We start from the raw sequence: 14,127 nt of genomic DNA, 5'->3' as shown, positions 1-14,127 counted from the left end.
GCTCAGCACAAATGGGCGAGCGGATACATTTTGGTGACAACGACGGTTTTCTTGGCCACATCGATGTCATATTCGGGAACCGCCATATTATGGGGAGCAGGTGATCCTTTGATTACGCGTGCCGAAAGATCGTACATGGAGCCATGGCAGGGGCAATGAAATCCGCCGAGCCACCACGGAGCGACACTGGCTTTTTTCGGCCGGTAATGCGGTATGCAACACAGATGGTTGCAAATTTTTATACCCACATACCATTCCGGTACGCGTGACCGATACTTATTCTTGCAATAAGGGGGTTGTTGCGGAACATTGCAGTTGGGATCTTTCAATATGCCCTTCTGCTCTGCCTCATCCAGGGTGGCCAGCATTTCCGGTGTTCTGTTTACTACGATGACCGGCTTCTCCTGCCATAACGCCACCATTTGCATACCGGGCTCGATGGGGCCCAGATCGATGGTGGTGGTGGCCAATGCCGCGGCTGCGGCGGTCGGGTCCAGTGATTTCACCATGGGTATTGCGATGGTGCCCGCCACGGCGGCGCCGGATACCGTGACCAGGGCCGTGAGAAAGCGCCGGCGGGTTACATTGGGAGCATGTTTGCTGTCTTGCGTTTCGTCTGACATGATATTGATTCCTGTCTGTTGTTTGATGGACTACACCGTAGAAGTTGCCAAATCCTTTTCCGTTCTGTCGTCCAGATCGGGATTGATGAAATTTTGGGCATAAAACAGCTCGCCGTTATGACCCAGAACGTCACAATCCATTAATTGTGTATAGATACTGGTGATGGCTTCAGGCGGCGTATATCGCTTCATCGGCATGCCGGGATGCGTGAGCAGGCGTAGTCCCGTTCGGCACGGACCCGGGTCTACGATATTTACCCGAATATGCGTGTTGGCATACTCTATCGCCCACATGCGGGCCATGTGCAATATGGCCGCTTTGCTCACGCCGTAGGCGCCCCAATAGCCCTTGGGCTTAACGCCGGACTCATCGGTGGTAAAAATAATGGATGCGTATGGCGCCTCTTTCAGTAACGGGAGGCACTGCTGCGTCACCAGCAAGGGAGACTTTACGTTGACCTGAAATACATGGTCCCATAATGCCCCTTCATAGTTCTCCAGAGGGGTCAGCATCCCGAGTTCGGCGGCGTTGTGCACGATGCCATTCAATTGGGTGAACTCGCTGGAAATGGCGGCGCCTATGGTTTTGAATGCGTCGCTTGCCGGGTCGGCCAGGTCCACCACGAGGATGGCCGGTTCGGCATAGCCATAGTCGGTGATTTCATCGTAGACCCCTTCCAGATTGCGCTTCGTTTTGCCCAACAGAATGACCGTAGCGCCTTGATGGGCATACTCGATGGCCACCGCCCTGCCGATACCATCTCCCGCACCCGTCACGAGTATCGTTTTTCCGTCCAGGGTGCCGTCGCCTTTCGCCCGGGTATAATCATTTTCCGTCATGGCGCTCACCGGGACCGTATGTAAGCGGCCAGTGCCGTGATTTGCTTCGGGTTCAGTCTGGAGGCCACGTATTGCATGATGCCCTTGTGGGTGGCGACCCGCTGCCCGGATTTGAAATAGGTGAGTTGATTGATCACATAGGTGCGTTTTTGCCCGGCCAGTCTGGGGAAATAAGGGGGCAGCCCGGCCAGCGTGGCGCCATGGCAGGCCATGCAGGCCGGCATGTGCTTGTCGGGCAGACCACCGAAGTACAGTTTTTTCCCTTCGGCCACAAGCTTGGGATCGTAAACGTGTCCAGACGCGGGTTTCTGAGAGGAGAAGTAGTCGGCGACCTGCTGCATCTGCGCGGCCGTCAGCGGAGCCGCCATTCCCCACATGATGGGTGATTGCGGGTCCGCGCGGACATGAGTTTTGAAATGATCGAGCTGACGCAAAAGGTAGGGCTTCCATTGCCCCGCCAGGTTCGGGAACATGCCCCCGTCAGCCGCTATGCCCTGCATGCCATGACAGGCCATGCAGGTGGACTGCACCACCGTGGGGATACCGCTTGCGGTGACGGACGCCGTCGTCGCGGTAACACTACTGACAGCGCTGGCCGTAGCCGCTGTGGGGGCGCCGGAGACCGTCTTGGCGAGAGGGGAGCCATAGGCCGCCGAAGCCATGACCATTGCCATAGAGAATAGTGGGATAACGGATAAAAGCGGTTTTTTTTGTAGCATATGTGGCACCTTGGTTGTTAGGGCTGGCAACTATCAATCTCCTTTTACCGCTTGTTGATAGTTATGGGCCGGTTATAAACAAAAACCCTGATTACATATTCACAGGAAGGACCTCTCTAAGAACATTATATAGATGATGTTTGCCAGTGCGCCATTCATATTCCTTGTGGGCCCATAGTCGCGCTTTGTGGGACCATAACGCCATGACGCAACAAATGATTTTGCAAATGCGCAACGGCGTCGGTATCCTGCAACGGATTGCTGATTAACCCGGCACGCAACACGGTGCATGAATTATTATGGTGCAACGCTGAAACGCAAGGGTTTTTCCATCTGCCCCGCGCCGTTAAAAGATGAATCATCGACATAGAAACGGCTCCAGACGTTGGGTGGCTATTTTTTAGCGTGTTAGCATGCACCAACCTGGTGATTAACTGATGGACATTGCCCAAAAAAACCGCACCGGTGGCGCCGACCTGTTTTTGCCGGAAGGGTGGGGTCATACAGCCACCCTGGATATGCACTCATCCACGGAGGTCTGCGCAGTTTCACCCAGCAGCGTGGCAAAAAGCTCCCGAACGCTTTTGATCTGTTGCCCGAAGGGTAACTGTCCGGCGCCGCGAAAAAACAGCCCATGCTCTACGTCACCGCGTTGCGCGGCAGCGAGCTGCGCCTCGATGCAGAATTGCCCGGAAGAGGAATGACCATCCTTGAAACCACAATGAACCAGGCACTCCGTCTGGCTGGGGCACTGCGAGTGATCGGGACTCGCGCAGGCGCGCAGCCTCCGCTCGCGTCCCAGGTAGCGGCGCAACCAGGGGGTAAGCACCGCGCGCGCGGGTAAACCCGCCGAACTCATGAATGTCACGAGATCTTTAGGCATCGCGTCCGCCAGGACACGTTTGAAGTTGATGTGTGCGTCACCTTCGGTGGTTACGGCGAAGGGGGTGCCCAACTGGGCGCCGCTGCCGCCGAGAGAAAATATCTCCCGCATTTTCTGAAAGGAAGAGATCCCTCCGGCGGCGATGAGCGGAATCTGGTCGGCCTTCAGGCCCAATTCTTCAAACAGTTTGCGAATCGCGGGCAAAACATGGGCAAAACCATACCGGGAATCTGAAACGTCCTCCAGACGGGTGGCGCCCAGATGCCCGCCCGCGAACTGCGGGTTCTCGATGACGATGGCGTCCGGAAGGCGCTTTTGGCGCATCCAGCGGCGCAGCACCACCTGCACGCCGCGCTCTTCCGAAAGGATCGGGATCAGTGCGACGTTGGGAAATTCCGCCGCCAGCGTGGGCAGGTCCAGGGGCAGGCCCGCGCCCACGATCACCGCGTTCACCCCACTCCTGATGGCTTGAAGCACGTGCTCCCGATAGCCGGAAATGGCATGCATGACATTGACGGCGATGAACCCCTCTTTGCCGGCAATTCGCCGCGCTTCCTGAATCTCCCGATCCAGTGCGATCAGGTTCGCCTGGGCCGAGGCTGCAGGGTCTCTCAGGCGTCGCAGGTGTTGCATCAGGTCCTCGTGCAAACGCCGCAACTCGACGCTGGCAATCGTTCCGACCGCCCCTTCCGCCGCCACCGCCCCAGCCAGGCTGTGTGCAGAAACGCCAATACCCATACCCCCCTGTATCACCGGGAGTAGGGACCGTCCTTTGATCTTCAGGTATGGCAAGTCCATCTCAACCACCTCATCTGCGCCCGTGAGCGACCATGTTACAAAATACTTCCACATCTGTTTATTGTTTGGTACGATGCTTTTGTACCGCTTTCTTGCACGAATGTCAACAGCGCAATTAAGCTACCGATAGCGCGCAGCAACCGATAAAGGAGAAATGGGGAAGGGGAGGGCAGTCTTACGCTCGCAGCGCTATTCCCCCCTGGCAATAATGCTTGGTTTCCCCCCAAAACATTATGATGAAAACCTTCATGGAACACGGACGCACCCTAACACGTCCATTTATCGCCGCAACAACTATTCTTATGGACCCGGTAATCATGACCATTTTCATGGGCTTGGCTAACCGGGTTCTGGCGAGGTATCCAGCGGATTTCTTGCCGATAGAAGGGCGGCGTATCGTGGTCGAGGTGTCCGACCTTGGGAAATCACTACATTTGGTGATAAGGCAAGGAAGAATCGCCCCGACCCGTGCCGGTCCGGTCGATTTGCGCATCGCCGGAAATGCGAAAGATCTTTGCCGCCTCGCGCTACGTCTCGAAGATCCGGATACCCTGTTCTTCGCGCGCCGTCTGGTCCTGGAAGGAGAAACCTCCGTTGGACTCCAACTCAAGAATATTCTGGATTCCATAGACCTGGACTGGCTGGCTCCGGTCGGCTACCTGCCTGCCCCGCTCGGCCCCCGAATCAGACAGGCCATCGACCACGCCATCCGCAAGACCCATGCCGACAGACACCTGCACGACATGCTGGACCGTGCGCTGCAACCCTGACTATCGGCCCGACACCGGAAAGGATTTCACATGAACCACCGCAAACCCGAATTGGTCTGCCCCGCTGGCGGACTGCCTGCCCTGAAAGCTGCGGTCGATAATGGTGCAGACGCCATATATATCGGCTTTCGCGACGATACCAACGCCCGCAATTTTCCGGGGTTGAACTTCGGTCCGGAAGAGGCCGCGCGCGGCTTGGAATACGCGCATCGCGCCGGCAAAAAGGTGCTTCTCGCCATCAATACCTACCCACAGGCACATAACTGGGCGGTCTGGACCACTGCGGTGAATCGCGCCGCGGAACTGGGGATAGACGCCGTGATCATGGCGGACCCGGGACTGTTGCGTTATACCGCAACCCACCACCCCGATCTCCGTTTGCATCTTTCCGTGCAGGCATCCGCCACCACGTACAAGGCCCTGGAGTTCTACCACCAGCGATTTGGCATTCAGCGCGCCGTTCTGCCCAGGGTCCTGTCCTTGCAACAGCTTTGGCACACCATAGCCAACAGCCCGGTGGAGATCGAAGTATTCGGCTATGGAAGTCTGTGCGTCATGGTGGAAGGCCGTTGCGCCTTGTCATCGTACATTACGGGACGCTCCCCGAATGCCAGTGGCGTTTGTTCGCCAGCCGAGTCTGTACGCTGGGAGGAGACCGCCCTGGGTCGCGAGTCTCGCCTCAACGGCGTATTGATCGACCGTCACGGCCTGAACGAGGCGGCCGGTTACCCCACTTTGTGCAAGGGGCGTTACTACACGGACGCCCAGGCCTATTACGCCATAGAAGAGCCTACCAGCCTGAATATTCTGGATATATTGCCGGATTTATTGCACCACGGCATAGCCGCCATCAAGGTGGAAGGCCGCCAGCGAAGTCCGGCCTACGTGGCGTCCGTCGCCCGCGTTCTGCGCGAAGCCATAGATACCTGCGCCGCCGATCCGGCACGATATCTGGTCAGAAACCACTGGACCGCGGTGCTTGATCGTCTTTCCGAAGGGCAGACGCATACGCTCGGGGCCTATCACCGGCCCTGGCATTGATGGATTTTTACCCAACAAGACAGCGCCCTTCAATAAGGAGATGTGGAGAATGAAGATCTCGCTAGGCCCGATCCACTATTACTGGTCCAAGGAAAACATAGAGCAGTTTTACCGGCGCGCGGAACACTGGCCGGTGGACATCGTCTATCTGGGTGAGACCGTGTGCGCCAAACGACGCGCCCTGCGCAGCGCCGACTGGCTCGACATCGCGGCGCGTCTGACCGACGCGGGCAAGGAGGTCGTGCTGTCCACACTGGCCCTTCTGGAAGCCCATTCAGACCTTCTGCAATTGGAAAGGATTTGTGCGAACGTCCATTACCTAGTGGAAGCCAACGACATGGCGGCGGTCCATCTGCTGGCGGGGCGGGGTCCCTTCGTCATCGGACCCCATATCAATGGTTATAACGCCGAAACATTGTCGCTCCTGGCCGATCTGGGAGCCAGGCGATGGGTTCCTCCGGTGGAGTTGTCGGCCACGACCATTGCCATGTTACAAGACACGCGGCCTGAGACCTTGGAAACCGAGGTGTTTGCCTACGGTTATCTGCCGCTGTCATTTTCAGCCCGCTGTTTCACCGCCCGCGCGGATAACGTCGGTAAGGATGCCTGTGAACTGCGCTGCATCAGTGATCCGGAGGGGCGGGCGCTGTTCACCCAGGAGCAGGAACGCCTGTTTACCATCAACGGCATTCAGCTGCAGTCCGGTATTCCGTGCAACCTCTTGAATGAGACGGTGGCCATGTCGGAAATGGGCATAGATATCGTCCGCATATCCCCGCAACTTGCCGACACGGAGTCCGTCATACGGGCATTCCATGCCGTGTTGAATGGAGAAATCAGCCCCCCGGTTGAATATGGCTCGCCAGCCTGTAACGGCTATTGGTACGGCAAACCCGGCATGCAGTTCAGTCCTGTCGGTCCTGTGCCGGGACATTGAGGAAGGAGGTGTTATGGATAAGCTGTTATGGGGAGATAGCGGGCTTCGTGATGCCGCAGATAATATCATTCTCGACTCGCATCAGATGATCGTTACGCGCATGGAATCGCTACCATTATTGCGTTTTTATGAAAATCGCCACGCGGTGGCCCTGGGCGCCTTCGAGGACCAGGACTTTGCCGTGCGAATGGCTTATTGTCGGGCCAGGTCCATACCGGTTATCCGCCGCATAACAGGGGGCGGAACGGCATATCTGTATCCTGACCAGGTTGCCTGGAGCCTGACCATACAGGCGCAGGAGTTCAGTATGGCACAATGGTTGGAAAGGCTTTGTATGGCGGTTTGCAACGGCCTGAGCAATAGCGGATACGAAAATGTCTATTTCCATAAACCAAACGATATCTACGCAAACAACCGGAAGCTGGGCAGCGTCTACGTCGGAATGCAGGATGATGTCATCGTCGCGAATGGCACGCTATACAGATCCTTGGACATCAGTACGATGCTTCGCGCGTTGCGCGTGCCCAAAGAGAAGCTGACAGTGGACGGCATACATGCCGCCGGTCTCCACTTCACTACGCTACAAAACCGGAGCGCAGCGGATCTGGACAATCTAAAGGAATCCCTGGCGCGGTTCATGGCACAAATGTGCAACCTGGAAACCCTCGTACCTACGCCGTGGATAGACAGCGTATCCCACAGCCCGCGCGGCGCTCAGGAGCAATTTCCTGAACCAGACCACGGCCGCACCTATAGCGGCTTTCTGGCGACATCCGGTGGCGTTCTCCACGGCAGCATCACTCTGGACGACGAACTCAGGATATCTTCCGCAAAAATCGCTGGCAATGTCTACGTCATGCCACACCACCTCTTTAAAAAAATTCAGTCTGTATGGTACGGCGCGTCGGAAGGTGAAATATCACAGCGCATGGAAAGCCTCCTTTATGATCTACGGTGGGAGATGTCCGGATTTACCCCCGGACAGGTCCTACAATTATTTCACAGACTGTTCGAGCGCAGCCGGATAGCGCAGCAACTTGCCATAACTGCGTCTGCAGCCAATTCGTTCATGGTCCATGATCCTGACGGAGATATGGACGCCATGGAAATCGCCGCGCAGGCGGAGGCGGTGCTGGTGCCATACTGTGCCAAGCCGGCATGGTGCAAATGGCGGCATAGGGATGGATGCTCCCGCTGCGGAAAATGTGACGTCGGTGAAATATACGACCTGGCCGGAAGGCAGGGATTAAAGGTCACCACCGTAAAAAACTTTGAGCATCTGGAACGGACACTGAAAACGCTCAAGGTGCAAGATGCCCGATGCTATATCGGAATGTGCTGCAATAATTTTTATATCAAGCATGAAGACGCGTTCAGGGCGGCAGGTATTCCGGCATTGTTGTTGGATATAGCGGGTGCCAACTGTTATGAGCTCCTGCAGGAGCAGGCGGCATATTCTGGTAAATTCGTGGCCGAATCCGCAATAGATCTGGAAGTGGCGACAAAGGTGATCCATATCGCGCATCAGAGCAACGCCTGTCATTAGCCTTGGACTATCTCACCGAGATATCGGGCACGTATCCACGCAACTCATCGAGCAGTTCATGGTCGATCGGCGCGTAGCTAGTGACCAGATCCCCATTCACGCATCCTGCCGGGTTGAAAGATTGCAGTACCCAGCGGGAAACTCCCAGAAGCTTCAGCCAGCGCGCTATCGCGATCAGGTCCGCGGTATCGAGTATGGCCGGGTGTACCGTGGTTCTGATTTCATAAGCCACCTTGCCGGATAACAACCATTCTACGGAGTCCTGCACCCGGGCGCCGCTTCCCGGCACGCCGGTGACGGCGGCATAACGGGCGGGGGGCGCCTTGATGTCAAAGCCTACCCAATCGATATAGGGCAACATTTGCGAAAATTGGTAGGGATAGATTCCGGATGTGTGCAGGGCGGTGCCAAATCCCAGTTCCCGCACCTGCTGAAGCGCCGCCCGTAACGATTTATGAGCGGTGGGTTCGCCACCACAAAACGCCACCGCATCCAGTAATCCCGCTCGGGTGGCCAGCCAGGCCATGATGGCCGGCCATGATATGCCGGACTGGCCGCGCCCCTGCTGCAGATGCGGATTATGGCAGTAGCGGCAGCGGCATGGGCAGCCCTGCGTGTATATCACGGCGCATAAATGTCCGGGATAATCCACCGTACTGAACCGCGCGAAACCGCCCAATGGGGGTAGGGGTTGTAACCCGATATCCACCGTGCTGGCTGCTTCGCTCATCGCCGCGTCAATGCACCGGCCGCGACACGCCCGTATCCGGCGTCCCGGTCTCCACAAAGTATTTGCGCTCGGAATGCTCGCTTTGCTTGCCGATATTGAAAGAAGAAGTCGGTCGGTGGTAACCCATGACCCGCGTCCAAACCTCGCAGGGTTGCCTTTCGTCATCCGCCAGTTTTATTTCAAGAGGATTTTGGTTCATTATTTCAGGATACATGATATTCTCCTTTCTCGGTTCAGGCGGAATGCCGCCGTTTTTCAGCAAGTCGTTCTTCATCACAGATCGGACAGAACGGATGTTCCCCCGATAGATATCCATGCACCGGGCAGATGGAAAACGTGGGCGTAACCGTAATGTAGGGCAGGCGAAAACGTTCCAGTGCGCGGCGCACCAGGCGCTTGCAGGCTTCCGTGCTGGAGACGCGATCCCCCATATACAGGTGAAGAACGGTTCCGCCGGTGTATTTCGCCTGTAACGCCTCCTGGCGTTCCATGGCCTCAAAAGGGTCGTCCGTAAAGCCTACGGGCAATTGTGAGGAGTTGGTGTAGTACGGCTTATCCGGGAGACCTGCCTGTAAGATATCGGGAAAGCGCTTCCGATCCTCTTTGGCGAAACGATAGGTGGTGCCTTCCGCAGGGGTCGCCTCGAGGTTATACATGTGTCCGGTTTCTTCCTGAAAAGCCACCATGCGTTCTCTGACATGGTCGAGAAAACGAATGGCGAGGGCATATCCGGCAGGGGTGGTGATGTTTTCGCGATCATCGGTGAAGTTGCGGATCATTTCATGGATACCGTTCACGCCAATGGTGGAGAAATGATTGCGTAAGGTACCCAGATAACGCTTGGAGTACGGGAAAAGGCCGGTGTCCATTTGTCTCTGGATGATTTTGCGTTTGATCTCCAGACTTTCTTTTGCCATTTCCGTGAGCGCGTCCAGGCGACGGAAAAGACCTTCCGAATCGTTTTTATGGAGATAGCCCAGTCTGGCACAATTGATGGTCACCACGCCGATGGAACCGGTCTGTTCCGAGGACCCGAAAAGACCATTTCCGCGTTTGAGCAGTTCACGCAGGTCGAGTTGCAGGCGACAACACATGGAGCGCACCATGTTGGGCTGCAGTTCGGAATTGATAAAATTCTGAAAGTAGGGTAGGCCGTATTTGGCCGTCATGGCGAACAGTCTTTCGGCATTCGCCGAATCCCACGGAAAATCAGGCGTTATGTTGTAGGTGGGTATAGGAAAAGTAAAAACCCGTCCCCTGGCGTCGCCTTCGCTCATCACCTCGATATAAGCCTGATTGATCAGTTCCATTTCTGCCTGCAGATCGCCATAGCGGAAAGGCATCTCCTCTCCGCCGATCACGGGAACCTGTTCCTTCAGATCGTCGGGGCAAACCCAATCGAAGGTGACATTCGTGAACGGCGTCTGGCCACCCCAGCGCGAAGGGACGTTCAGGTTATAGATGAATTCCTGGATGTTTTGGCGTATCTCCCGGTAGGACAAGCCATCTTTGCGGACGAACGGCGCCAGATAGGTATCAAAGGAACTGAAGGCCTGTGCGCCTGCCCATTCGTTCTGCAGGGTGCCGAGGAAGTTGACCATCTGCCCGACGGCGCTCGACAGGTGACGCGGCGGTGCCGCCTCTACCTTCCCCGGTACGCCGTTGAACCCCTCCTGCAAAAGGGTGCGGAGGGACCATCCGGCGCAATAACCGGCCAACATGTCGAGATCGTGGATATGCAGGTCCGCCTCGCGGTGGGCGGCACCGATTTTTTCGGGATAGACATGGCTCAGCCAGTAATTCGCGGTGACTTTTCCGGCAATGTTCAGGATCAGGCCGCCGAGGGAATAACCCTGGTTGGCATTGGCGTTGACCCGCCAATCCTCCCGATCCAGGTATTCATTGACGGAAGTGATGGCGTCTATCATCGCCTGGCGATCCCCGCGCAATCGCTGGTGCTGTTCGCGGTAGGCAATATAGGCGCGAGCGGTGCGATAAAAGCCCTCGTCCATCAGCGCCAGTTCGACCAGATCCTGAATCTGCTCAATCGTGGGTTCGCGATGGGCTGCATCAGGTGCCAGGGCGCCCAGAACCACGTCGGTGATTCTTTCCGCAACGCCGTCGTCAAATTCGCCGCTCGCACGTCCCGCCCGGGTGATAGCCGAGCAGATCCGACCTGGATCAAAAGGCACCCTTGCGCCGTTTCGCTTCAACATCGAAAGATCGTTCATCGCCATCTTCTCCCGACCGGCACCGAACCGACGCTGTCGCGTCTCGGGACGGTAGACCACAATATATAGACATCTCAATAGATAATTTAGCACATATATTGGGTTCGTCAACAGCAAAGTGGAACTGAGATCATCCCCAGGGTCGGCAGGGTCAGCCCGTACTGGCAGGTCACCGCCAGTCGGGGTGTACAATGGTTCCGCAACGGAGACCGGACATGCAAAATGAACTCTGGCTGGCTCAGGTGATTCTGGTGGTTCATATCCTGATCATCGCCTTCAACGTCTTTGGCCTGATCGCCATCCCGCTGGGTGCCTGGCGGGGTTGGCGGTGGGTGCGCATCTTCTGGTGGCGGGCCCTCCACCTCGCGGCGCTCCTGGTGGTGGCGGTACAGGCGTTGCTGGGCAGGGCCTGCTTTCTGACCATCTGGCAGAGCGAACTGCAGGAAGCGGCAGGGCGGCAGGGCTACCGTCTGCCCCTGATCCAGACCTGGGTCGATCATCTGCTGTTCTGGCGCCTGCCCATGTCCTTTTTCACCTCGATCTATGTCCTGATCTGGATCGGCGTGCTGCTGCTATGGTGGAAGGTGCCGCCCGTTCTGCCCTGGCGCAGGCCGTAAAGAACGGGCCCGGAATGAATCTGACGCCTCCTGTGCCGGATAAGGTATGATGCCCCATTCGCATCAGACGCCAACGACTGCCAGGACAGGAATGTAAGATGTTCAAAAAACGCGATCCCTCGGGAAAAGACGCCGCTCCTATCGCCCTGGAAGCCATTAAAAACCACTATTCCCAACAAAAATACGACGCCGCGATCACGCTGATCGAACAGGCGACGGCCATTCCTGCGGCGGAAAAAATAAACCTCCTCACCACGATAGGGCAGACCACGGCCGGAAGTGGCAAACTGGACCTGGCCGAACGCGCATTCAGGGCGGCGCTTGCCGTGGATGGTCACCACACGGATACCCTCAGTAATCTCGCCCTCATATTGTTTCATCAGAACAAACCGGTGGCCGCCGAAGAGCTTTACCTCGCCGCCATCGCGTCCAAGCCCGATTTCGTGCCCGCATTATATAATTACGGACTCCTGCTCCTCGCCGGCCAGCGTATCCCGGAAGCGGAACGCGCCTTTCGCGCGGCACTGGCGCACTGCCCGGAATGTCTGGATTGCCTCGTCCAGTTGGGCGTCACCCTGGCGCAGCAAGGCCGGCAGGAAGACGCGCGGGTGTTATTGGACAAGGCGCTGGATATGGATCCCAACCACGCCGTCGCCCTGCATCACCGGAATATGCTCGCGTTGGCCAGCGGCGACCATGGCGGCGCCGAAGCCCTGTTCCGACGGCGGATTCATCTGTACGGCGAAAATCCGTCGCTGCTGATCGGTCTGGGAATCGCCATGCAGGAACAGGGCCGGTTGACCGAAGCGGAAGAAATATTCAGAAGAACCGCCGATACCTATTCCGCGCATGCGGACGTCGGACATTATATTTTCCGGAACCTCGTCGCACAGCGACGCGAACGGGAAGCCGAAGCGTACATTCGCTCCGCCATCGCCGACCATCCCCAGAGCCACGCTCTCCACTATCCTCTGGGTACCCTGCTGTTCCAGCAGGGTCGTTATCCCGAAACCCTGGAAGTGCTGCTGACAACGCTGAACCTGAAACCTGACCATGTCGATGCCCTCGTCTTGTCAGGGCGGACACTGTTTCAGTTGAAGTATGTGGATGAAGCGGTGGAGACCTTCCACAGAGCGCTGGAACTTCTGCCGGAGTCTGCGGAGGCGCAGTTTCATCTGAGCGTGGCCCTGATCCACCTGGGAGAATGCCGGACGGCGGAGGGCATGATCCGCAAGCTGCTCGAAAAACAGCCGGACAACAGCGCGGCGCTGGTCAACCTGGCGGTCTGCCTGGAGAAACTGGGCGAGGTCGAGGCTGCCGAAACGACTCTGCGGAAGGCCGGGAATCTGGCGCCCAGCGACCTTCGGGTGCGGGTCGCCCTCGCCGAGATACTCCAACGGCAGAAAAATCACGCGGAATCTTTCGCGCTGATAGAACCGCTGTTGTCCTGGGAAAGCGGCGAAGATCGGGAAAATTGCGCCGTCAACGCCTGGTTCATCGCCGGAAACCACCACCACAGCCAACGCCAATACGCCCAGGCCTTCGCCTGTTACCGTCAGGGACATCGGCTGCTGCAAAAGATCGAGTCCTTCGATTCCCAGGCCATGGCCGATACCCTGCGGAACGACCTGGACCGGTATGATCGCTGGAAGGGCAACGTGGCGGTGGCGACGCCCGACAGTCCGGTCCCCCTGTTCATCGTCGGCATGCCCCGGTCCGGAACCAGCCTGCTGCATCAGATGCTGGACATGCACGCCGACATCGACGGCCTTGGGGAACTCCGGCATCTTCCCCAGGCCGCCGCCAAGCTGCGGAGCCTGCCCCTCGATTCCGAAAACCTGGCGGATCAGATCGGCGCAATCCGCCAATGGTACCTGGACCGGATCCGGCACCGATGGACCGGAGGCCGATATTTTATCGACAAGCTGCCCAGCAACTTTCTGTTTCTGGGCAGCGCAAAACTCCTGTTCCCGGAAGCAAAAATCGTTTACTGCCAACGCGATGCGCGCGACAACTGCCTTTCCCTGTTTCAGCAGCACATGATCGGGGACCATGCCTACAGCCACGACCTCGACAGCCTGGGGAAATACTATGGCGCGCACCGGAAAACCCTCGTGCAATGGCAATCCCGCATGGCCGAGGACGTCCTTACCGTAGGCTATGAAGACCTCGTTGCCGACCCCGAAAGCGGCATCCGGGAAATATTGCGATTCATGCAGTTGGAATACGACCCGCGCTGCCTGGATTTTGCCGAAAACACCCGGACGCTGCAGACGGCCAGCCGCCTGCAGGTCAAGGAGCCCATCTACCGTTCGGCTATCGGCAAATGGGAAGCGTACGCAGAGCAGCTCGCGCCGCTGCTGATCGCGCTCGGGCAGGGGGACTGAAAGCC

14 protein-coding genes are annotated in these 14,127 nt (G+C 57.4%); 6 read left to right on the top strand and 8 right to left on the bottom strand.

Features of this window, described 5'->3' with window-relative positions; all coding sequences use genetic code 11:
- Nucleotides 1-2: 2 nt before the first annotated feature.
- The 5 genes from petA to F6A13_RS12710 form a co-directional block, all read right to left on the bottom strand.
- On the bottom strand, nt 3-623 hold the full coding sequence (gene petA, locus F6A13_RS12730) for a ubiquinol-cytochrome c reductase iron-sulfur subunit (RefSeq protein ID WP_113526002.1): 621 nt from the start codon (nt 621-623) through the stop codon (nt 3-5).
- Nucleotides 624-653: 30 nt separating this feature from the next.
- Complete coding sequence (locus F6A13_RS12725) at nt 654-1,463, bottom strand: SDR family NAD(P)-dependent oxidoreductase (RefSeq protein ID WP_113526003.1); 810 nt, start codon at nt 1,461-1,463, stop codon at nt 654-656.
- Between the two features lie 5 nt (nt 1,464-1,468).
- Complete coding sequence (locus tag F6A13_RS12720; RefSeq protein ID WP_225981839.1) at nt 1,469-2,125, bottom strand: c-type cytochrome; 657 nt, start codon at nt 2,123-2,125, stop codon at nt 1,469-1,471.
- Between the two features lie 212 nt (nt 2,126-2,337).
- Nucleotides 2,338-2,685: a hypothetical protein gene (locus tag F6A13_RS12715; RefSeq protein WP_113526004.1), complete on the bottom strand. Its 348-nt coding sequence runs from the start codon at nt 2,683-2,685 to the stop codon at nt 2,338-2,340.
- Nucleotides 2,682-3,863, bottom strand: coding sequence for an NAD(P)H-dependent flavin oxidoreductase (locus F6A13_RS12710; protein ID WP_113526005.1), 1,182 nt, complete (start codon nt 3,861-3,863; stop codon nt 2,682-2,684). The genes F6A13_RS12715 and F6A13_RS12710 overlap by 4 nt, the downstream gene beginning before the upstream one ends.
- Before the next feature lie 248 nt (nt 3,864-4,111).
- Between F6A13_RS12710 and ubiT the strand changes: the two genes are divergently transcribed.
- From ubiT to F6A13_RS12690, 4 genes are read left to right on the top strand one after another with little or no spacing between them, the layout of a single operon-like run.
- Nucleotides 4,112-4,633 (top strand): ubiquinone anaerobic biosynthesis accessory factor UbiT, encoded by a 522-nt coding sequence (ubiT, locus tag F6A13_RS12705; RefSeq protein ID WP_225981838.1) that lies wholly within the window; start codon nt 4,112-4,114, stop codon nt 4,631-4,633.
- 30 nt (nt 4,634-4,663) lie between these two features.
- Nucleotides 4,664-5,674 carry a ubiquinone anaerobic biosynthesis protein UbiU gene (gene ubiU, locus F6A13_RS12700; RefSeq protein WP_113526006.1) on the top strand — a complete coding sequence of 337 codons (1,011 nt, stop codon included), beginning with the start codon at nt 4,664-4,666 and terminating at the stop codon, nt 5,672-5,674.
- A 49-nt stretch (nt 5,675-5,723) separates the two neighbouring features.
- Nucleotides 5,724-6,611, top strand: coding sequence for a U32 family peptidase (locus F6A13_RS12695; protein ID WP_113526007.1), 888 nt, complete (start codon nt 5,724-5,726; stop codon nt 6,609-6,611).
- Nucleotides 6,612-6,624: 13 nt separating this feature from the next.
- Entirely contained in the window at nt 6,625-8,157 is a 1,533-nt protein-coding gene (locus F6A13_RS12690; protein WP_113526008.1) for a lipoyl protein ligase domain-containing protein, read from the top strand.
- Nucleotides 8,158-8,164: 7 nt separating this feature from the next.
- Here the strand turns inward: F6A13_RS12690 and F6A13_RS12685 are convergent, their stop codons facing one another.
- The 3 genes from F6A13_RS12685 to F6A13_RS12675 are packed head-to-tail and all read right to left on the bottom strand — an operon-like array spanning nt 8,165 to nt 11,118.
- Nucleotides 8,165-8,887, bottom strand: coding sequence for an anaerobic ribonucleoside-triphosphate reductase activating protein (locus F6A13_RS12685; RefSeq protein ID WP_126604354.1), 723 nt, complete (start codon nt 8,885-8,887; stop codon nt 8,165-8,167).
- A gap of 7 nt (nt 8,888-8,894) precedes the next feature.
- A complete protein-coding gene (gene nrdD, locus F6A13_RS12680; protein ID WP_113526010.1) occupies nt 8,895-9,101 on the bottom strand; it encodes an anaerobic ribonucleoside-triphosphate reductase in 207 nt (68 codons plus the stop codon).
- A 19-nt stretch (nt 9,102-9,120) separates the two neighbouring features.
- Complete coding sequence (locus tag F6A13_RS12675) at nt 9,121-11,118, bottom strand: ribonucleoside triphosphate reductase (protein ID WP_225981837.1); 1,998 nt, start codon at nt 11,116-11,118, stop codon at nt 9,121-9,123.
- A gap of 215 nt (nt 11,119-11,333) precedes the next feature.
- Between F6A13_RS12675 and F6A13_RS12670 the strand changes: the two genes are divergently transcribed.
- Together F6A13_RS12670 and F6A13_RS12665 are read left to right on the top strand one after the other, a co-directional pair.
- A complete protein-coding gene (locus F6A13_RS12670; protein ID WP_113526012.1) occupies nt 11,334-11,735 on the top strand; it encodes a DUF2784 domain-containing protein in 402 nt (133 codons plus the stop codon).
- 98 nt (nt 11,736-11,833) lie between these two features.
- Entirely contained in the window at nt 11,834-14,122 is a 2,289-nt protein-coding gene (locus tag F6A13_RS12665) for a tetratricopeptide repeat-containing sulfotransferase family protein (RefSeq protein WP_113526013.1), read from the top strand.
- Nucleotides 14,123-14,127: the final 5 nt, after the last annotated feature.

It is taken from the genome of Acidithiobacillus sp. 'AMD consortium' (genome assembly GCF_008926505.1).
GTDB classification, from domain to species: Bacteria; Pseudomonadota; Gammaproteobacteria; order Acidithiobacillales; family Acidithiobacillaceae; genus Acidithiobacillus; species Acidithiobacillus ferridurans.
This window is presented reverse-complemented; position numbering and strand designations above follow the sequence as displayed.